16 protein-coding genes and 1 pseudogene are annotated in these 19,767 nt (G+C 72.8%); 7 read left to right on the top strand and 10 right to left on the bottom strand.

The annotated features are described in order from the left end of the window. Window positions 1-47: 47 nt before the first annotated feature. Together O7602_RS24405 and glpX are read right to left on the bottom strand one after the other, a co-directional pair. Complete coding sequence (locus O7602_RS24405; protein ID WP_281590498.1) at window positions 48-974, bottom strand: DMT family transporter; 927 nt, start codon at window positions 972-974, stop codon at window positions 48-50. A 26-nt stretch (window positions 975-1,000) separates the two neighbouring features. Beyond that, window positions 1,001-2,032, bottom strand: a complete 1,032-nt coding sequence (gene glpX, locus O7602_RS24400) for a class II fructose-bisphosphatase (RefSeq protein ID WP_281584942.1) — start codon at window positions 2,030-2,032, stop codon at window positions 1,001-1,003. Window positions 2,033-2,191: 159 nt separating this feature from the next. On the opposite strand from glpX, the gene O7602_RS24395 reads away from it, so the two are divergent. Together O7602_RS24395 and O7602_RS24390 are read left to right on the top strand one after the other, a co-directional pair. Further along, window positions 2,192-2,911 (top strand): DUF4245 family protein, encoded by a 720-nt coding sequence (locus O7602_RS24395; RefSeq protein ID WP_281584941.1) that lies wholly within the window; start codon window positions 2,192-2,194, stop codon window positions 2,909-2,911. Between the two features lie 79 nt (window positions 2,912-2,990). Next, window positions 2,991-3,833 carry a hypothetical protein gene (locus O7602_RS24390; RefSeq protein WP_281584940.1) on the top strand — a complete coding sequence of 281 codons (843 nt, stop codon included), beginning with the start codon at window positions 2,991-2,993 and terminating at the stop codon, window positions 3,831-3,833. 52 nt (window positions 3,834-3,885) lie between these two features. Here O7602_RS24390 and O7602_RS24385 read toward each other — a convergent pair whose 3' ends face one another. Together O7602_RS24385 and xseA are read right to left on the bottom strand one after the other, a co-directional pair. Beyond that, on the bottom strand, window positions 3,886-4,098 hold the full coding sequence (locus O7602_RS24385; RefSeq protein WP_281584939.1) for an exodeoxyribonuclease VII small subunit: 213 nt from the start codon (window positions 4,096-4,098) through the stop codon (window positions 3,886-3,888). Window positions 4,099-4,111: 13 nt separating this feature from the next. After that, a complete protein-coding gene (gene xseA, locus O7602_RS24380; protein WP_281584938.1) occupies window positions 4,112-5,341 on the bottom strand; it encodes an exodeoxyribonuclease VII large subunit in 1,230 nt (409 codons plus the stop codon). Window positions 5,342-5,401: 60 nt separating this feature from the next. On the opposite strand from xseA, the gene O7602_RS24375 reads away from it, so the two are divergent. Together O7602_RS24375 and O7602_RS24370 are read left to right on the top strand one after the other, a co-directional pair. After that, entirely contained in the window at window positions 5,402-6,388 is a 987-nt protein-coding gene (locus O7602_RS24375) for a 4-hydroxy-3-methylbut-2-enyl diphosphate reductase (protein WP_281584937.1), read from the top strand. 37 nt (window positions 6,389-6,425) lie between these two features. After that, window positions 6,426-6,824, top strand: a complete 399-nt coding sequence (locus tag O7602_RS24370; RefSeq protein WP_281584936.1) for a hypothetical protein — start codon at window positions 6,426-6,428, stop codon at window positions 6,822-6,824. A 138-nt stretch (window positions 6,825-6,962) separates the two neighbouring features. Here O7602_RS24370 and O7602_RS24365 read toward each other — a convergent pair whose 3' ends face one another. After that, entirely contained in the window at window positions 6,963-10,268 is a 3,306-nt protein-coding gene (locus O7602_RS24365) for a S8 family serine peptidase (protein WP_281584935.1), read from the bottom strand. Between the two features lie 147 nt (window positions 10,269-10,415). Beyond that, window positions 10,416-11,594: a DNA recombination protein RmuC gene (locus tag O7602_RS24360; RefSeq protein ID WP_281584934.1), complete on the bottom strand. Its 1,179-nt coding sequence runs from the start codon at window positions 11,592-11,594 to the stop codon at window positions 10,416-10,418. 55 nt (window positions 11,595-11,649) lie between these two features. Here O7602_RS24360 and O7602_RS24355 point away from each other — a divergent pair, with 55 nt between their 5' ends. Then, a complete protein-coding gene (locus O7602_RS24355; RefSeq protein ID WP_281584933.1) occupies window positions 11,650-12,465 on the top strand; it encodes a hypothetical protein in 816 nt (271 codons plus the stop codon). Between the two features lie 69 nt (window positions 12,466-12,534). On the opposite strand, the gene ppc is transcribed toward O7602_RS24355, so the two are convergent. Beyond that, window positions 12,535-15,321, bottom strand: coding sequence for a phosphoenolpyruvate carboxylase (gene ppc, locus O7602_RS24350; RefSeq protein ID WP_281584932.1), 2,787 nt, complete (start codon window positions 15,319-15,321; stop codon window positions 12,535-12,537). Window positions 15,322-15,444: 123 nt separating this feature from the next. Further along, entirely contained in the window at window positions 15,445-16,494 is a 1,050-nt protein-coding gene (locus O7602_RS24345; protein ID WP_281584931.1) for a hypothetical protein, read from the bottom strand. Between the two features lie 84 nt (window positions 16,495-16,578). Between O7602_RS24345 and O7602_RS24340 the strand changes: the two genes are divergently transcribed. Then, on the top strand, window positions 16,579-17,619 hold the full coding sequence (locus tag O7602_RS24340; RefSeq protein WP_281584930.1) for a S66 peptidase family protein: 1,041 nt from the start codon (window positions 16,579-16,581) through the stop codon (window positions 17,617-17,619). Here the strand turns inward: O7602_RS24340 and O7602_RS24335 are convergent. Continuing rightward, entirely contained in the window at window positions 17,613-17,840 is a 228-nt protein-coding gene (locus O7602_RS24335; RefSeq protein WP_281584929.1) for a winged helix-turn-helix domain-containing protein, read from the bottom strand. The genes O7602_RS24340 and O7602_RS24335 overlap by 7 nt on opposite strands. 207 nt (window positions 17,841-18,047) lie before the next feature. Between O7602_RS24335 and O7602_RS24330 the strand changes: the two genes are divergently transcribed. After that, window positions 18,048-18,356, top strand: coding sequence for a hypothetical protein (locus tag O7602_RS24330; protein ID WP_281584928.1), 309 nt, complete (start codon window positions 18,048-18,050; stop codon window positions 18,354-18,356). Window positions 18,357-18,975: 619 nt separating this feature from the next. On the opposite strand, the pseudogene O7602_RS24325 reads toward O7602_RS24330, so the two are convergent. Beyond that, window positions 18,976-19,644, bottom strand: a pseudogene (locus tag O7602_RS24325) (cyclase family protein); the annotation flags it as partial. Window positions 19,645-19,767 lie beyond the last annotated feature (123 nt).

The raw sequence follows: 19,767 nt of genomic DNA, 5'->3' as shown, positions 1-19,767 counted from the left end.
AAGCGGGGCCCCCGCCTCTACCGAAAGCGTTAAGCGGGGCCCCCGCCTTACCTCCGGACGGCGGCGATGAGGACGGCGACCAAGGTAAGGGCGGCGCCTAGCAGGGTGTTCACGCCGGGGTGGCTGGCGGCGGTCGGCAGCACCACGTCCAGCAGCACCGCGCCGACGATCTGCCCGGCGATGGTGGCCAGGCCGAGCAGCAGCACCCCGGTGAACCGGACGAGCGCGGCGGCAAGCGCGATGAACACGATGCCGAGCGGGCCGCCGAGATAGAGCCACGGCTCGCTCGGCAGCCGGCCGGTCGGCCAACCGCGCACCGCCACCTCCACCACGAAGGTGGCGAGCAGCGCCACCGTACCGACGGCGAAGTTGACGAGCGTGGCGGTCACCGCGCTGTCCGCCGCGGCCCGGACCCGGCCGTTCACCGCCTGCTGCCAGGCGATGCCGACCCCGCCGGCCAGCGGCAGCAGGGCCAGCGCGAGCGCCCCCGGGTCGCCGAGCCGGTCGCCCACCGCCAGCAGCACGGCCAGCACGGTGAGCACCGCGCCGATCAACCGGTTCGGGGTGACCGGCTGCCGGCCGGTCGGGCCGATGCCAGCGCGGTCGACGAGCAGGCTGCTGCCGGACTGCCCGGCCACCACCGCGACGGTGAAGACGGCCACGCCGAGCGCGCCGATGGTGAGCCCCTGGGCCGCCACCAGAAAGGCGCCGCACACCCCGCCCAGGCACTGCCACGGCCGCAGGGCGCCGGCGCGCAGGGCTCCCCGCAGGGCGGTCAGTCCCCGCCGGCCCCCGGGGGTGGCGGGGACCAGCACCAGCAGAACCAGCAGGCCCAGGCCGAACGAGACCACCGCGGCGGCGATCCCGTCGGCCAGCCGTACGCCCAACTCGCCGTTGATCCGGGACTGGAGGGCCACCAGGACGCCGCCGGCGGTGGCCAGCCCGACGCCGGCGACCCGCCGCCCGGTCGACAGCGTCGGTGGTGCCGCCGTCCCGGCCGTCACTCCTGCTCGGCCAGCGGGCGTCCGTCGAAGTCGACCGCCGAGTAGAGGGCGAGCTTCTCCAGGCGGTGGTACGAGTCGATGACCCGGATCGTGCCGCTCTTGGAGCGCATCACGATCGACTGGGTGTACGCCCCGCTGTTCCGGTAGCGCACGCCGCGCAGCAGGTCACCGGAGGTGACGCCGGTGGCCACGAAGAAGCAGTTGTCGCCGGTGACCAGGTCGTCGGTGAACAGCACCCGGTCCAGGTCGTGCCCGGCGGCGATCGCCTTCTCCCGCTCGGCCGCGTCCTTCGGCCAGAGCTTCGCCTGCATCATGCCGCCCATGCACTTCAGCGCGCAGGCCGCGGTGATGCCCTCGGGGGTGCCGCCGATGCCCATCAGCACGTCCACGTCCGACTCGCCCCGGGCCGCCGCGATGGCCCCGGCGATGTCGCCGTCGGAGATGAACCGGATGCCCGCGCCGGTGCGCCGGATCTGCTTCACCAGGTCGTCGTGGCGCGACCGGTCCAGCACGCAGACCGTCACCCCGGCGGTGTCGGTGCCCTTGACCTTCGCGATCCGGCGGATGTTCTCGGCCACCCCGGCGTTGATGTCGACCACGTCGGCGTACATCGGGCCGACGGCCAGCTTCTCCATGTAGAAGACCGCGCTCGGGTCGAACATCGCGCCGCGTTCGGCGACCGCGAGCACGGCGAGCGCGTTCGGCATGCCCTTGCTCATCAGCGTGGTGCCGTCGATCGGGTCGACCGCCACGTCCACCTCGGGACCGGTGCCGTCGCCGACCTCCTCGCCGTTGAAGAGCATCGGGGCGTTGTCCTTCTCGCCCTCGCCGATCACCACGACGCCCCGCATCGGGATCGAGTTGATCAGCTTGCGCATGGCGTCGACGGCGGCGCCGTCGCCGCCTTCCTTGTCGCCCCGGCCGACCCAACGGCCCGCGGCCATCGCCGCGGCCTCGGTCACCCGGACCAGATCGAGGGCGAGGTTGCGGTCGAGATCCTGGGGCGTCCGCGTCCTGGTGGTTGTCATGGCGGCCTCCTCCTCGCGACGTTGCGGGGTGGACCGGCGGGAGCACGGCCGTCGCCGCCGCCGGTTTGTCGCTGATCCTCACACGATCTCAGGTTCACCGCCCCGGCGGGGCGGAGGAGGCCAGGATCACCTCACCCGAACGGCTGCGACAATGGCCGGGTGGAACCCGCACAGCCTGCCGACCGCGTACCGCCCGACGCCACCCCGCCCGACGGGCAGCCGCCGGCGCGGCCCACCGCCGACGCGACGCCGCCGGACGGGTCGCCCGCGCTCGTCGAGTCGCCAGGGCCGGCTGCCGCCGCGGGGGACCGGTCCGCGCCGCCCGCGGACGCCGGGGACCGGCCCGCGCCGCCCGCCGGCCGGGACAAGGCCCGCTCCGAGCGGTCGCCGAAGGACATGGTCCTGTCGCTGCTCATCCTGCTGGTCCCGATCGCCCTGCTGATCGCCTTCTACCGCGGGTTCCTCGGCGGCGACTCGCCGGCCACCGTCGACCCGGAGCCCGCCCTGGAGCAGGCCCGGTCGGCGAACGCCTTCCCGGTCGCCGCGCCGTCCGGGCTGGACTCCGACTGGCGTACGGTCACCGCCCGCTTCCGCACCGAGGCGGACGGCGCCACGCTCCGGATCGGGTACGTCACCCCGGAGGGCCGGGGCGCGCAGCTCGTGGAGAGCGACGTCCCCGCCGAGAAGCTGCTGCCGGCCGAGCTGAGCGACGGCCAGCCACAGGGCCCGGTCGACCTGCCCGACGGGCTGAGCTGGCAGCGGTACACCGCCCGCGGCAACGAGCAGGCGCTCGTCCTGCTGGAACCGGACCGCTCGATCATCGTGGTCGGTGACGCGGGGGAGACCGAGCTGCGTCGCCTCGCCACGTCGCTGCGCTGACACCCGGTCGGGATTGCGGAACGCCACTTCCGGGAACAGAAGGGACACGAGCCTGGATGACCCACCTGGAGAGGTTGACGTGAAGATACGACGCTTCAGCGCCACCGCGTTCGCCGCGGCGCTGCTCATCCCCGGCCTGGCCGCCTGTAACGGCACCGGGACCGGGACCTCCGACGCCTCCGCGACCCCCGGCGCGTCCGCCAGCGTCGCCCCCAGCGCCACCACGTCCGGCAGCGCGGCCAAGCAGGCGCTGCTGGACTCCACGAACGCGATCCGCGAGGGCAATTTCCGGTTCACCATGACCGGCGCCGGCTCCACCGCCGAGGGGCAGGTGCACGAGCCCAGCCAGAGCGCCGAGATGCGGATGACGATCGGTGACCCGTCGTCGGACCTGTCGATGAAGCTGGACCTCATCCACGCCAAGCCGGACAGTTGGGTCAAGCTGGAGCTGGGCGGCACGGCCGCGGCCCAGATCCCCGGCGCGAAGAACATCAACACCGGCAAGTACCAGCACCTCGACCAGAACCGGATCAAGGGCAACCGGGCGTTGGGCTTCGACTTCGAGAAGGTCGACCCGGCCGGCAGCGCCGTGCTCACCCAGGGCGTCACCGAGGTACGGCAGACCGGCGACGGCGCGTACGCGGGCACCGTCGACGTGTCGAAGGCCGCCGAGGCGGGCTCGCTCGACCCGGCGATGATCACCGCGCTGGGGGCGCAGGCCCAGTCGGTGCCGTTCACCGCCAAGGTCGACCCGCAGGGCCGGCTCAGCGAACTGGTGCTCCAGATCCCGGCCGCCGGCCAGAGCGCCGCGCAGGACATGAAGATCACCTACACCGACTACGGCAACGCCGCCGCGGCCCAGAAGCCACCCGCCGACCAGGTCGTCGAGGCGCCGCAGGAGCTCTACAAGCTGTTCAACTGAGCGCGACAGTTCGTCGACGCACCCCGGAGGCCGCGCGCGCCTGCGGGGTGCGTCACTCCTCGGGGCGCTGCCGGGCGGCGTCGATGCGGGCCCGGGCGCCGTCCAGCCAGCGCTGGCACACGCCGGCCAGCTCCTCGCCGCGCTCCCACAGCGCCAACGACTCCTCCAGCGAGGTGCCGCCGGCCTCCAGCCGTTCCACCACCGAGGCCAGCTCGGCGCGGGCCTGCTCGTAGCTGAGCTGCTCGTTCCTGGTCGCTTCAGTCATCGGTCCCCTCTCATCAGCCGTCGACGGTGGCGGTCAGCTCGCCCTCGGCGAGGCGTACCCGAAGTGGATCGCCCTTGGCCACCGCGGACGCTGCGCGGACCACGTGGCCGTCGGCCCGCTGGACGATGGCGTAGCCGCGGTCGAGCGTGGCCGCCGGGGAGAGGGCACGCAGCCGGGCCAGGGTGTGCCGCAGGTCGTCGGCGGCGGCGCCCAGCCGGTGCTCCAGGGACCGGCCGGCGCGGTCGTGCAGCGCGCTGACCTCGGTGGCCCGCTGGTCGACCATCACCTGCGGCCGGGCCAGCACCGGGCGGGAGCGCAGCAGGTCGACCCGGTGCTGCTCGCGGTCGACGAGGTGGCGCACGGCCCGCTCCAGCCGCGACCGGGCCTGACCGATGAGGCGGACCTCCTCGGTCAGGTCGGGCACGATCCGTTTCGCCGCGTCGGTGGGCGTGGAGGCGCGCACGTCGGCCACGTAGTCGAGCAGCGGCGCGTCGGTCTCGTGGCCGATCGCGCTGACCACGGGCGTGCGGCAGGCGAAGACCGCCCGGCACAGCGCCTCGTCGGAGAAGGGCAGCAGATCCTCCAGGCTGCCGCCGCCGCGGGCGATGACGATCACGTCGACCGCCGGGTCGGCGTCGAGCACCTTGAGCGCGCCGACGATGTCGGGCACCGCGCCCGGCCCCTGCACCGCCACGTTGACGGTACGGAAGTCGACCGCCGGCCACCGGCGTCGCGCGTTCGTCAACACGTCCCGCTCGGCCGCCGAGGCGCGCCCGGTGATCAGGCCCACCCGGCCGGGCAGGAACGGTGGACGCCGCTTGCGCGACCGGTCGAACAACCCCTCGGCGGCGAGCAGCTTCTTGAGCTTCTCCAGCCGGGCCAGCAGCTCGCCCAGGCCGACCTGGCGGATCTCGTCGGCGCGCAGGCTGAGCGTCCCTCGCGCGGCGTAGAACTCCGGTTTGGCGTGCAGCACCACCCGGGCGCCCTCACGCAGCTCCGGCGCGCCCGCGTCGAGCACATCGCGGTTGGTGGTGACGGTCAGGCTCAGATCGGCCGAGGGGTCACGCAGGGTGAGGAACACGGTGGCGGCGCCGGGCCGGCGGCTGATCTGCGCCACCTGGCCGTCGACCCACACCCAGCCGAGCCGGGCGATCCAGGCGCCGACCTTCTGGCTGACCACCCGGACCGGCCACGGCTCCTCCGACGTGCTCCGACCCACCTCACCCGCGCTCACGCCGCCCACCCTACGGCGCGGGCCCGACAGCCCGGGGCAGGGTGCTCGCGGCGCACGTACGATGGTCGGGTGACTGATGCGCAGACGACTCCCCGGACCGGCAAGCGCGTGCTCCTGGCCAACCCCCGCGGTTACTGCGCGGGCGTGGACCGGGCGGTGCAGACCGTCGAGGAGGCGTTGAAGCTCTACGGCGCGCCGATCTACGTACGCAAGCAGATCGTGCACAACCGGCACGTGGTGCGGACGCTGGAGGCCAAGGGCGCGATCTTCGTGGAGGAGAACGAGGAGGTGCCCGAGGGCGCCACCGTCATCTTCTCCGCCCACGGCGTGGCGCCCGAGGTCTACGCGCAGGCGAAGGAGCGCTCGCTCAAGGCGATCGACGCCACCTGCCCGCTTGTCACCAAGGTGCACCACGAGGCCCGGCGGTTCGCCCAGCAGGACTACGACATCCTGCTGATCGGGCACGAGGGGCACGAGGAGGTCATCGGCACCGCCGGTGAGGCCCCCGCCCACATCCAGCTCGTCGACGGCCCGGACAGCGTCGACCAGATCACCGTGCGTGATCCGGAGAAGGTGGTCTGGCTCTCCCAGACCACGCTGTCGGTGGACGAGACGCTGGAGACCGTGGCCCGGCTCAAGACCCGGCTGCCGCTGCTCCAGTCGCCGCCGAGCGACGACATCTGCTACGCCACCTCCAACCGCCAGCACGTGGTCAAGGAGATCGCCCCCGAGTGCGACGTGGTGCTCGTCGTCGGCTCGCGCAACTCCTCGAACTCGGTCCGACTGGTCGAGGTGGCGGTGGACGCCGGCGCCCGCGCCGGTCACCTCGTCGACTTCGCCCACGAGATCGACGACGCCTGGCTGGAGGGCGCCCGCACGGTGGGGCTGACCTCCGGCGCCAGCGTGCCGGACGACCTGGTGCAGGACGTGCTCGCCCACCTGGCCGAGCGCGGCTTCGCCGACGTCGAGGAGATCACCACCGCGGACGAGCGGCTGACGTTCTCCCTGCCCCAGGAGCTCAAGCGCGACATGAAGGCCGCCGCGGCCCGCGGCTGACCGGGAACGGATCCGCCGCCGACCGCGTCCAACCGACATGAAGACTCCTCGGACGGTGCTCGTCGCCCTGCTCGCCGCTGCCGCGCTGACCGCCTGCGCCGAGCCGGGCGACGAGCCCGCCGGCCCCAGCCCGACGGGAGCCGCCACGGTGACCAGCCAGTCCGAACCCGCTCCCAGCACCAGCAGCCCGGACCCCACCTGGAAGGGCGGCCCGTCGACGCCGCCCGGCGTCGGCGGCACCACCCTCAACGGCACCATCCGTGCCGGGGTCGAGCCGAACTGCCTCCTGCTCGACGACCACCTGCTGGTCGGCGGCCCGCGCGACCTGCTCAAGCCCGGCGCCAAGGTGCAGGTCACCGGCCGCCCCGAGCCGGGCATGGTGACCACCTGCCAGCAGGGCACGCCGTTCGTGGTCGAGTCCGCCCGCCGGGCCTGACCGGCCGCAGCGCCGCCGCCAAACCCGCCTGACGACCGCCTCGGCCGACGGCCGCCTCGCCTGACGGCCCTCCCGTCTGACGGCAAGAGCCCCGCCCCCCGGATGCGGGGGACGGGGCTCCGTCGTACCGGCGGGACGTCAGTCGACCGCGTTGATTTCCACCGAACCGCGGCCGACGACCGCGCCCTCGACGGTGGTGACGGCCATGTCGCCGTACAGCTCACGGCCCGTCGACGAGGTGGACAGGGCGGTCACCGAACCGGTCAGGGTGGCGGTGGCGCCGTTCGCGAGCGACAGCGGCGTGTTCGGCGCGGCGAGCGAGCCCAGCGCCGGGGACGCGAACGAGTCCCGGTAGTCGTACGCCGTGCCGCCGGCGGCCACCGCGTAGCCGTCGATGACCACCCGGTAGGTGCCGGCGACCGGGTTGGTCAGGGTGACTGCCTCCTCCGAGTCGCCGTCGGCCGACCGGCCCACCTCGGTGGCCCCCCGGAAGACGAACAGGTCCAGGTCGGCGCCGAGGTCGGAGGTGTTGCCGATCCGGGCGGAGAACGACGTGGTCCCGGCCGGGATGTCCACCGTGTATTCCTGGGTGGTGCCCTCGGTGATGGTCGGCCGCTCGGCGCGGACGCTTGCGAGTGGCCCGCCGACGCCGGTCACCTGCACCGGGCCGAACGTGTTGGTCAGCTTCCAGCTCACCGGGGTCGGCGTGCCGGCGGTGACCGACGGGAGCTGGACCACGGCCGGCTCCACCTGCACGCCCTGCACCCGCGCCTGGAGCTGGAACGGGTTGTCGAGCGCCGGCGAGGTGCGCCGCGCCTCCACCTCGATCTCCCAGACGCCCGGGATCGGGTTCTGGTAGTCCCGCTCCTGCGGCTTGCAGGCGGCGGCGTCGGAGAAGTTGGTGTAGCAGGCGGTGCTCGCGGTGCTCTCGACCGGCACGCCGTACGGGTTGATGGCGATGAACCGGGTCTGTGAACCGGTGGCGATGCCGGACAGGTTGACCTGGAGCGCGCCCGCGCCCTGCGGAACCGTCACGAAGAAGGACGTGAACCCGTTCCGCTCGACCGAGCCGTTCGCCGAGTACGAGTACGCCGGGGCGGCCACCGCGTTCGAGGCGACGACGACGGTGGCGACCTCGAAGTCGACCACCGAGGTGGCCGGGTCGTCGACGGTCATGATCGCGCCGTGCGCGCCGGCGGTCATCGGCTTGGCCTTCACCTTGACCGTGACGGTCGTGTTCAACGGCAGCCACACCTCCTTGGGGGAGGTCCAGGTGCCGTCGTTGCCGCGGAAGTCGACCAGGTGCCGGATGCCCTTGTTCGGCCCGCTGGTCCGGGTCAGCTCGACCTCGTAGTAGCGGCCTTCCTTGACCGCCTGGCCACCCCGGTCGGCGGCGCAGCGGTTGTAGATGCCGGTGCCGACGTTCGGGTTCGGCACGAACGTGCCGGAGGCCCGGTCGTAGCGGGTCAGGTTCGGCGACAGTTCGGTGCAGACGTCGGCCGCGGAGGTGTAGGTGCGGGTCTGCACGCCTGCGGCGAGCAGGTCCCACGCGCCCGGCACGTTGAGCATGCCGTAGCCCTGCGCGTACGTCGGGACGCCCTCGATCGGTTCGGCCGAGGTGTAGACGGCCCGGCGCAGCGCGGCCGGGGTGACCCCGGTTCCGGTCGCCTTCGCCGCCGACAGCAGCAGCGCGGCGGCGCCGGTGGCCTGCGGGGAGGCCATCGAGGTGCCGTTGAGCATCTGGTAACCCGGGGGCAGCGGGTAGCCCGCCTCCGGCACCGGGTTGCCCGGCTGCCAGGTCGGCGCGGTGGAGATCGCCGAGCCGGGCGCGGTGATGTTCGGCTTGAAGCCGCCGTCCTCACGCGGGCCGCGGGAGGAGAAGTTGAACAGCGCGTTGTCCTTGCGGACCACCGAGCCGTAGTTGGCCAGCCAGGTGTCCCGGCTGACGTTCGCCGCGACGCTGACCACGTCGGTGGCGACCGAGGGGTCGCCGACGGTGTTCACGCCCGGGCCGGAGTTGCCGGCCGAGAGGAACAGCTGCACACCGTAGATGTTGATCAGGTCGTTGTAGAGGACCGCGCGGGCGTTCGAGCCGTCGTTGAGCGCCGGCAGGCCGCCGATCGACATGTTCACCACGTCGACCTTGCGGTTGACCACCAGGTCGACCATGCCGGTGGTGAGCGCGGCGGCGCTGCAGCCGCCGCCCCAGGAACAGGCCCGGGCGGAGACCAGCTTGGCGCCCGGGGCGGCGCCGTCGAAGGCGCTGTTGCCGAGCATGTCGTTGGCGGCGGTGATGCCGGCGACGTGGGTGCCGTGGGTGCTCTCGATGATGCCGATGCTGACGTAGTCGACCAGGCCGGGGCCGCCCACCGGGGTGGTGTCGACGTTGCGCCGGTATTCGACCACGAACGGGATCTGCTCCCGCACCGCGGTGTCCGGGTTGTCCGTGCCGAAGTGGCCGACCTGGAACTTCTCCTTGTACGGCCGCATCACCTCGTCGTCGGTGAAGTCGCGGTTCTGGTTCGCGTCGACGCGGATGTCGCCGTTCGCGGGGTTGTAGAGGATGCCGAACGTGTCGGTCTTGTCCCCGTCGCGGTTGACGTCACCGGCCGGGTCGCTGGCCGCGGTGATCGCCTCGCTGAACTGGTTGAACCGGTAGGTGCCGGCGGGTGCCGTCCAGGTCACGGCCGAGGCGCCGGTGCCGGTGGTGAACGTGGGACCGGCGACCTGGGTGATCATCGGTCGCCAGGAGGCGTCCTCAAGCGGGTCGGTCGCGGTGACCCAGTCGACGATCTTGCGCTCGCCGGTGGTGGTCTTCTGCAGCGCCGGCTGGTCCAGGTCGACCCCGGAGTCCATGATGCCGATGGTGACGCCCCGGCCGTCCCACTCCGGGTGCGCGGCCTTGAAGGCCTCCGCGCCGGTCTCGTTCGTCGGCATGTACGGGTTGACCGCGCCGGTGCCCGCACCGGGCCCGGCAAGCGTCTCACCCTGCTCGGCCGCCTTCGCGCCGTTCGGGGCGGCCTCTGGTGCCGGGTCGGGGAGCGTGATGGTCTCGTCGAGGTCGACGGCGGCGACGCCGGGCAGCGTGGCGGCCTTGAGCGCCTTGGCCGTCGGCACCTTGGCCAGCACGTAACCGACCTGGTCGTAGCGCTGGCTGACGGTGGCGCCGAGACCGGCGAGCCCGTCGACGACCTTCTTGGCCGAGCCCTTCCGTGCCGCGATGATCATGGTGACGGTGGGCGCGTGCTTCGCCTCCGCCGCGTCGAGCAGCTTGGCGTCGTGGGCGCCCAGGGCCTTCGCGGCGGTCGGCGGCGAGGGTTGCGGGGCGGCGGGGGCCGCGCTCGCGGTGCCGGCGCCACCCCCGACGGTGATGGCCCCGGCCGCGAGGACCGAGGCGAAGAGCGCGGCGGAGGGGCGCCGACTCCGGTTGAGGGGTTGACTCACGTTCTCTTCCTCCAGAGAACAGGGCCCTTCAGGGGCAGGGCACGTGTGACGCAGATCCTGCGTGGCACGACCGGCCGTGTCACCAGTGGATTAAGGTTTGTGACCACTCCGTGACGAGATCGACCGTCATCGTCGCACCTGACTGTGTTAGACGTCGATATCTGCCGGCCGTTCGGCCGATGTGGACGGCTGGGCCAACAACTCGGGCGCCTGCGGCTGCCGGGGCGCGAGCTCGACCTGCGCCGGAGCGGCCAGCTCGTCGCCGGAGACGCCCAGCTCGGCCAACTTGCGCGCGCTCACCAACACCCGGGACTCCAACGAACCGACCGCCCGGTTGTAGGCCGTCACCGCCCCGCTCAACGAGCTGCCCAGCTTGCCCACGTGGTCGCCGAGCGTGGACAACCGCCCGTACAGCTCACGGGCCAGCGAGTGCACGGTCGCGGCGTTGCGGGCCAGCGCCTCCTGCCGCCACGAATAGGCGACCGTGCGCAGCAGCGCCACAAGGGTGGCCGGCGTGGCCAGCACCACGTTGCGGGCGAACGCGTGCTCCAGCAGCGCCGGGTCGCGCTGCAACGCGACGTCGAGGAACGGATCGGCCGGCACGAACAACACCACGAAATCGGGGGTCTGGTCGAACGCGGCCCAGTAGGACTTGGCGGCCAGACTGTCCACGTGCGCCCGCAGGTGCCGGGCGTGCGCGTCGAGCTGGGTGTCCCGCCCGCGTTCGTCCCGCGCCTCCATCGCGGTCAGGTAGGCGTCGAACGGCGCCTTCGCGTCGACCACCACCGTGCGCCCGCCGTGCAGGCGCACCACCAGGTCGGGCCGGACCCCCTGATGCTCGGTGGCGGCGGTGACCTGCTCGTTGAAGTCGCAGTGCTCAAGCATGCCGGCCGCCTCGACGATCCGGCGAAGCTGGTGCTCCCCCCAGCGGCCCCGCACCTGCGGTGCGCGCAGCGCCGCGACGAGCTGCTTGGTCTCGGTGCGCAACTCACCCGAGACGGTGCCCATCGCGCGGACCTGCTCGCGCAGCTCGGCGTACGCGTCGACCCGGTCGTGCTCCAGCTCGGCGACCCGCTGCTCATAGCGGCGGAGCGTGTCGTGCAGCGGCGCCACCGCGCGCGCCACCGCCTCCTGGGACTGCGCGGTCGCCTCGTAGCTGAGCGCCCGCATCGACTGCTCCAACCGCCCCTCGCCCTCCCGGGTGGCCGCCAGCGTCGCCTCCAGCCGGGCCACCTCCGCCGCCGAGCGCGCCCGGGCCGCCAGCCAGCCCACCGCGCCGCCGGCGGCGAGGCAGAGCACCACCACGGCCAGGGTCGAGAAGCTCATGCCAGAGAGCTTGCCAAACGGGTACGACGTGCGCGCGGTGGGTACGTTCGAGGTCATGGACATTGCCCTGTGGCTGTTCCTGGTGCTGATGCTCGGAGGTGCGCTGGTGTTCTGGCGGTGGGGAAGCAGGTCCCGGCGGGCGAACGAGCTGGCGGACGCCCGCGCCGAGGCGCAGCGGTGGTACGAGCGGCTCGGCGGCCAGCTGATGAACCTGCACGGCGACGAGCCGGCGGTCCGGCAGGCGCTCGCGGACGCCGGTGAGCGGTACAACGCGGCCGGCTCGCAACTGGAGCAGGCGCGTACCACGAACCAGTTCGCGCTGGCGCGGGAGACCGCGCTGGAGGGGCTGGCGTACATCCGCGCGGCGCGGACGGCGATGGGCATCGACCCGGGCCCGGAACTGCCGCCGCTGGCGGCTGCCCGCGGCGCCGGCGCGCTCACCAAGGAGCGTGAGGTCGACGTGCAGGGCCAGCGGTTCCGGGCCGGCCCGCAGCCGGGCGCCCAGACGCCCTACTACTACCCCGGCGGCCGGCTCCAGGGCCGGCCGGTGCCCGCCGGTTGGTACTCGACGCCGTGGTGGAAGACCGCGCTCGGCGCGGGCGCCGGGGTGATCGGCGGCATGTTGATCGCGGACGCGCTCTTCTCACCCGCGTTCGCCGACCCGGGCTACGGCTACGACTCCGGCTATCAGGAGGGGTTCCAGGACGGCTTCGGCGACGGCCAGGACTACGGCGACCAGGGCGGCGATTTCGGCGGCGGTGACCCGGGCGGCGGCGATTTCGGCGGCGGTGATTTCGGCGGCGGTGGTGACTTCGGTGGCTTCGGCGGCGGCGACTTCGGCGGCGGCGATTTCGGCGGCGGCGACTTCTAACCGGAGCCAGGTGTTAAAAGGGGCCCCCGCCTATGCAGAATGCGTTAAGCGGGGGCCCCTCCTTACACCTCAGCCGGTGTTGCGCATGCCGGCGGCGATGCCGTTGACCGTGGTCAGCAGCGCCCGCTCCAGCGCCGTGCCGTCGTTCGGGGCGCGCCGGCCGCCCGGCGCGGTGGCCACCGCCCGGCCGGCGGCGCCGGACTCGCGATACTGCCGCAGCAACGCCACCTGAAGGTGGTGCAGCGGCTCCAGGTAGGTGTCCCGCACCGCGAGCGTGCGCTGGAGCACCGGCGAGTTCTCCAGCAGGGCCGGCGAGCCGGTCACCGCCAGCACCTCCCGCTTGGTCAGCTCGTACTCCTCCTCGATCTTCGCGAAGATCGGGTGGAGTTTCTTCGGGACCAGGGTCTCCACGTAACGGCGGGCGATGCTCAGGTCGGTCTTGGTCAGCATCATCTCGACGTTCGACAGGAACGTGCGGAAGAAGTGCCAGTTCCGGTTCATCTCGGCGAGCACGTCGGCCAGGCCCGCCTCCCGAGCGGCGGCCAGCCCGGAGCCCACGCCGAACCAGCCCGGCACGATCTGCCGGGTCTGCGTCCAGCCGAACACCCACGGAATGGCGCGCAGCCCGGACAGGCCGGCGCCGGTGTTCGGGCGCTTCGCCGGCCGGGAGCCGATGTTCAGCGCGCCGAGCAGCTCGGTCGGGGTGGACGCCCAGAAGTAGGCCGGCAGGTCCGGATCCTCGACCAGGGACCGGTAGGACCGGAACGCGGAGGCGGACACCACGTCCATCGTCGCGTCCCAGCGTTCCAGCATCTCGGCCGGCTGCCGGGGCGCGGTGTGCAGCAGCGTCGCCTGGAGCACGGCGGCCACGGTCAGCTCCAGGTTCTCCCGGGCCAGCGCCGGCAGCGTGTACTTGTCGGAGATGACCTCACCCTGCTCGGTCACCTTGATCGCGCCGTCGAGCGTGCCGTAGGGCTGGGCCAGGATCGCCTCGTGGGTGGGGCCGCCACCCCGGCCGACCGTGCCGCCCCGGCCGTGGAACAACCGCAGGTGTACGCCGTGCCGGGCGGCCACGTCCCGCAGCGCCCGCTGGGCCCGGTGGATGGACCACTGGCTGGTGGTGATGCCCGCTTCCTTGTTGGAGTCGGAGTAGCCGAGCATCACCTCCTGCACGTCGCCCCGGGCCGAGACGAGCGCCCGGTACGCCGGCAGCGACAGCAGCTCGTCCAGCAGCTCGCCGCCGGAGTCCAGCTCGGCCGGCGTCTCCAGCAGCGGCACGATGCCGACCCGGGCCCGCCCGCTCTGCACGTCGACCAGGCCCGCCTCGCGGGCCAGCACCACGGCGGCGAGCACGTCGTCCACGCCGAGCGTCATCGAGATGATGTACGACTCGATGACCTCGGGGCCGAACCGGTCCTGCGCCTCGCGGATCGCGGAGAACACGTCGAACGTCTTGCGGGCCGACTCGGTGAGCGGGCTGTCCTGGGTGGAGAGCGGCCGGCGGCCGGTCAGCTCGTCGGCGAGCAGCTTGGCGCGCTCCAGCCGGCTCAGCGACGGGTAGTCGGACACCTCGCCGACCGCCTCGTAGAGCTGCGCCAGCACCTCGTGGTGCTTCTCGGCGTGCTCCCGGATGTCCATCGTGGCCAGGTGCAGCCCGAACGCGGACACCGTACGGATGGTGGAGGCCAGCCGACCGACGGCGGTGAGCTGGCCGGAGTTGCGGGCCAGCGAGGCGCGCAGCAGCTCCAGGTCGGCGACCAGCTCGGTCGACCCCCGGTAGTCCCGGCCCGGCACGTGCGGGGTGCCGGCGCGCAGCCGCACCCGGGTGTTCGCGAGCTTCGCCTTCACGCAGCGGGCCTTGAGCCGGTAGGGCTCCTCGGCGTTGACCCGGCGGAACCGGGGCGCCACCTCGGGCAGCGCGTCCAGGTCCTTGGCCAGGCTGGCGGAGAGGTCGAGGGAGACCGCGCGCAGCCGGCGGGAGACGCTGACCTCGCTGATCAGCTCGTCCATCGCCTTCTCGGTGGCCTCGATGCCGTGCTCGTGCTGGATCCGCAGCACCTCGCGGGTGACCGTCGGGGTGACGAACGGGTTGCCGTCCCGGTCGCCGCCGATCCAGGTGCCGAACGACAGCGGGCGGGCCGTCGGCGACGTCTCCACGCCGAGGGTACGCAGCGTGTCGGCGAGGTCGTCGAGGACCTGCGGCGCGGCCTCGGCGTGCAGGTCGCGCAGGTAGTAGATGGCGTTACGGGCCTCGTCGGTCGGGTCCGGCCGGTCCAGCCGCAGCTCGTCGGTCTGCCACATCAGGTCGAGCAGCTCGGCGAGGCGGCGGTTGGCCGGGCCCTCGTCGCTGGCGCCGTAGAGGATCGCGTTGGCGGTCTCGGCGTCCAGCTCGTCGGCGACGGCGCGCAGCTTGGACAGGATGGACCGGCGGGCCGCCTCGGTGGGGTGGGCGGTGAAGACCGGGCGGACGGCCAGCCGGCGGGCCGCGGCGGCGATCTCCTCGGCCGGTACGCCGCGCTCGGCGATCGTCTTCGCGGCCTGGTCCAGCCAACCGCCGTGGGTGGCGCGGCGGCGGCGCAGGTCGCGGGCGCGGTGCACCTGCTCGGTGATGTTGGCCAGGTGGAAGTAGGTGGAGAAGGCGCGGGCCAGCTTCGTGCCGGTGCTGACGTCGAGCCCGGCGAGGCGCTGGGCCGCGGCCGGCGCGTCGGCGCGGACCTGGGCGCGGATCTCCTCGACCAGGTCGAGCAGCGGTCGGCCCTCCTGGCGGGCCAGGGTCTGCCCGAGCAGCGTGCCGAGGCGGCGGATGTCGGCTCGGAGAGCGGCGTCGGGCCCGTCGTGGTCGTGCTGGTCGGTCACGGTGCGCTCCTTACGCGAGGACGAAGGACAGCGCTGTCCGACTCCCCTGGATGGTAGTCGCGTACGCCCCGACCGCAGGAGGGGGACGACGTGATGATCTGCACTCTGGGACGCGCCGGCCGGTCAGCCCTCGGCGCGCCGCGCGCCGGCGGCGTGCCGCCCCGGCGCGGTCCGGGTGGCCCGTCGGCGGGCCCGGAACATGGTGGCGGTGAGCAGCCCGACCAGGCCGGCGACCACCCAGACCAGCAGCCCGGTCAACGCCCAGCCGCCGCCGCGCCAGTCGAAGTAGACGGCCGACTTGAACAGGTCGGTGGCGAGTCCGGGCACGTTCCAGCGGTGCATCCCGCGCAGGAACGGCGGCAGGAACTCGGGCGCGTAGATGCCGCCGGAGCCGGGGTTGCCGAGCACCACCAGCAGCAGGATCACGATGCCGGTGCCGAGCAGTCCGAGCCACGCCTGCACGGCCGCCGCGACCATCCCGGCCGCGAACGCGGCGAGCGCGCCGATCACCGCGATGGCCGGCACGTTGTGGCCGAAGACGTCCAGCACCGGCCCGACCAGGATCGCGCCGATCATGCCGAGCAGGATGGAGTGCACCGCGAGTGTGGCGATCCGCAGTCCGGCCCGGCGCAGGTCGCGCGGGCTGGTGCCGAGCGAGATGCCGAGCGCCGTGGACGCCAGGTAGCCGCCGAGCACCACGCCGACCGCCAGATAGAACGGGACCAGGCCGCGCGGGTCGCCGCCGGAGACCGGCACCTCGTCGGTGACCTGGAGCGGCACGTCGGCCTGCCGGGCCGCCTCGGTGAACACGTCGGTGACGAGTTCGGTGGCGGCGGGCGCGCCGGCGCTGGCCGTGGCCAGGGTGAGCCCGCCGCCGGGGTCCGAGTGCAGCACCGCGTACACCGATCGGTCGTGCAGGCCGCCGACGGCGCGTTCCTGGCTGTCGTACCCGACGGGTTTGATGGTGTCGGTGCGGGCGCGGACGGCCGACATCACGGCCTGGGCCTGCTGGTCGGTGGTGACCACGGCGACCGGCACGTCCTTCGGGTCCGGCTTGTGCAGCGCGCCGACGTAGGCCGCGATGAACGCGCTGGCGAGCGCCAGGGTGCCGAGCACCAGCGCCGCCGTGCGGGGCAGCCAGTCCCGGGTCCGCAGCTCCGGCTCGTCGTCCACGGCCTCAGCCTATTGCCCTCATATGCCTGGCTTGCGGGGTTTCGCCGGGCTGAAATCGCTGGTGCGGGCCGATAGCGTCCGATCATGACACCGCCGCGTTACCCGACCAAGCCGCAGCCGGGCGACCGGGTCGCGGTCGTCTCACCCTCCGCCGGCCTGCCGGCTCTCTTCCCCTACGTGTACGAGCTGGGCCTGCGCCGGCTCCGCGAGGACCTCGGCCTGGAGCCGGTGGAATATCCGACCACCCGCGTCATGGGCGCCGACCCGCGCGACCGGGCCCGGGACCTGACCGCCGCGTTCGCCGACCCGACGATCACCGCGGTGCTCGCCACCGTGGGTGGGGACGACCTGATCACGGTCACCCCGTTCCTCGACGACGACGTGCTGCGGGCCAACCCGAAGCCGTACTTCGGCTACTCCGACAACACGAACGTGCTCAACCACCTGTACCGGCTGGGGATCGTGGCCTACCACGGCGGTTCGGTGCTGGTGCACCTCGGCCGCTCCGGCCGGGCACACCCGCTGACGTTCGACTCGCTGCGCACCGCGCTGTTCACCACCGGCTGGTACGACCTGACCCCGGCCGCCGAGTGGGGCGACGAGCCGCTCGACTGGCAGGACCCGACGACGTTGACCGAGGAACCGCCGATGCTGCCGGGCGAGGGCTGGCGCTGGCACGGGCCGGCCCGGGTGGTCCAGGGGCGCACGTGGGGCGGCAACCTGGAGATCCTGCACTGGCTGGCGGCGGCCGACCGGGTGCCGTCCGCCGCCGAGTTGGCCGGCTCGGTGCTGGTGCTGGAGACCTCGGAGGAGATGCCGCCGGCCGAGGAGGTCTTCCGGATCGTGCGGAACCTGGGCGAGCGCGGCCTGCTCGCCGGTTTCCCGGCCATCGTGGTCGGCCGACCGAAGGCGTGGGACTTCGACCACCGGTTGTCGGTCGCGGAGCGGCTGGCCTGGGGCGAGGCGCAGCGGGCGGCGATCCTGCGGGCGATCGGGCCGTACACCGGCGACCCGGTGGTGGTCTTCGACGTCGACCTCGGTCACACCGACCCGCAGCTGATCATCCCGTACGGCGGGGAGATCCGGGTCGACGCGGTCGATCGGCGGATCGCGGTGCGCTACTGACCGCGCTGCTCCCGCACGAACACGCCGGCGCCGGGCGCGCCCTCGACGAGTCCCCGCGCCTTCAGCCAGTCGATGGCGGAACGCACCACCTGGCGGGAGACGTCGAACTCGGCGCACAACTCGGTGCCGGAGGGCAGCTTCGCGCCGGGCGGATAGTCGCCTGATTCGATGCGCTCGGTCAAGGTCTCGATGAGGCGTTGCTTCTTGGTGTAGGCAGGCATGGGTCGACTCCGTGGCAGGTGCACCCATGTGATCACGGCGGACGACGGAGCGTCAATCAAATGTGGTGGCAGGTATTGACCTGGCATGACAGGTAGTCGTAGGTTGCATCTGGGTGACCGTGGCAGGTCCCCACGGCGCATAAGCCGGCCCGGGGTGGAGGTGGCACTCCGCTCCCCGGGCCTTGACCGGGAAGGACGCCCCGGCCCATGAGCAATCTATCGAACATCGCCCACCCGCCCTGGTGCCTGCGCGGCCCGGACTGCGCCGGCCGCAACGGTCTGCACCTGTCCCGCCTCGTCGGCACGGCGGTCCGGGGCGACGAGGTGATCCAGGCCGGAGTCGGCCTCTGGCGGATGGACGTCGGCCCGGCGTCGCCGACCGGCCTGCTGTTGGAGCTGTCGGCAGGTGAGGACGTCGAGCGATGGCCGATCGACCTGCCCCAGTCCCGCGCCCTGATCCGCACGTCCCAACACCTGCTCCGCCACCTGACCCCCACCGCAACCCGCGCTGCCTGACCGCCCCCACCGTCCCACCGGCTCGGTGGACTGTCACGGGCATCTCAGCCCCCGCCACCCCGCCCGCTTGATCAAGGAGTTCGTGTCGCCGAACGCGCTCTCCAGCACCCCAACTCCTTGGTCAACTCGCGCATCGCACCCGCCCACGTCGACCATGAAGTTGGCGGCGCTTCAGGAGATCAACTTCGCCGCTAACTTCATGATCACCCGGCTTGGCCCATGGGGGGCGGAGGTTGGGCTTGACCGCTTCGTTGATCTCGGGCTTGTGGAGGCGGGGTATGTCTTATTTGTTGAAAATGTGAGGGCTGCGATTCCCGGGAGTGATGGCACTGTCCGGGATCTTGGAGGGAAATGGCCCCTGGAGGGGCGCTCAGCTTCCAAGATCTCTCCTGCTTCCGGGATGCGGGAGAGGTCGTGCGCCATGTGGGACTGTCGGTGGTTGGGCGTCGTGCGCGTGTCGGGGTGCTCGGGCACGTGTGACGTTCACCGGACGCTCACACGGCGGAGCCGCGCCAGCGCTACCGACCCGGCCGGCGGCGCGGAGCGTCCGACTTGTCGTCGCCAACGTCATGAACCCCTTGACGGCCCCCACTTACCGATCGACGCATACAGCGGGCGGTCAGACGACGGCGAAGGCGCGGACCGGGAAGGTGCCCATGCCGGCCACCCGCGGCGGCGCGGCGGTGAACCGGAAGCCGGCCGGCGGCAGCGCGCCCAGGCCGGTCAGGTGCTCCACGATCGGGATGCCGGCGGCGAGCAACGTGCTGTGTGCCGGGCGCTCGCCGGCCGCCGCCGCGGTCATGTCGTCGATGTTGATCGAGTCGATACCGACAAGCGTGGCACCCGCTGCGACCAGCCAGGATGCGCCGTCACCGGTCAGGAACGGCGCGTCCGGGGCGGAGTATCGGTCGGTGCCGAAGTGGGTGTCCCAACCGGTGTGCAGCAGCACGGCCCGCCCGGCCACCTCGTAGGGGGCGAGCAGCAGCCGGTCCACCGCCCGGGTGCCGGCGGGTACGCGCACCACCACGCCGGGCAGGTCGGCCAGCCGGTCCAGCCCGACCCCGGCCAGGTCGGCCCCGTCGGCGTAGCGGTGCGACGGAGTGTCGACGTACGTGCCGGTGTTGGCGATCATGTCGATGCGGGCGACGTGGAACTCGACGCCCGGCGCGTACCGCTGACGGGACGCCTCGCGGGTCAGCCACTCGGTGATCCGCGGCGCCGGCCAGCCGGGCAGCGTGACCATCCCGTCGCCGATCTCGTGGCTCAGGTCGACGAGCCGCCGCCCGCCCGGGCCCGCCCGATACTCGCCCATCCGCCCACCGCACCACGCCCCCTCCGCCCCGTCAACAAGCCGGGGTGGGGGAGGTGTGGGAGGGGATAAGGTCGGGGGGTGCACCCCCCGTCCGGCTGG

Origin of the sequence: Micromonospora sp. WMMD1128 (genome assembly GCF_027497235.1) — a bacterium.
Taxonomy (GTDB): domain Bacteria; phylum Actinomycetota; class Actinomycetes; order Mycobacteriales; family Micromonosporaceae; genus Micromonospora.
This window is presented reverse-complemented; position numbering and strand designations above follow the sequence as displayed.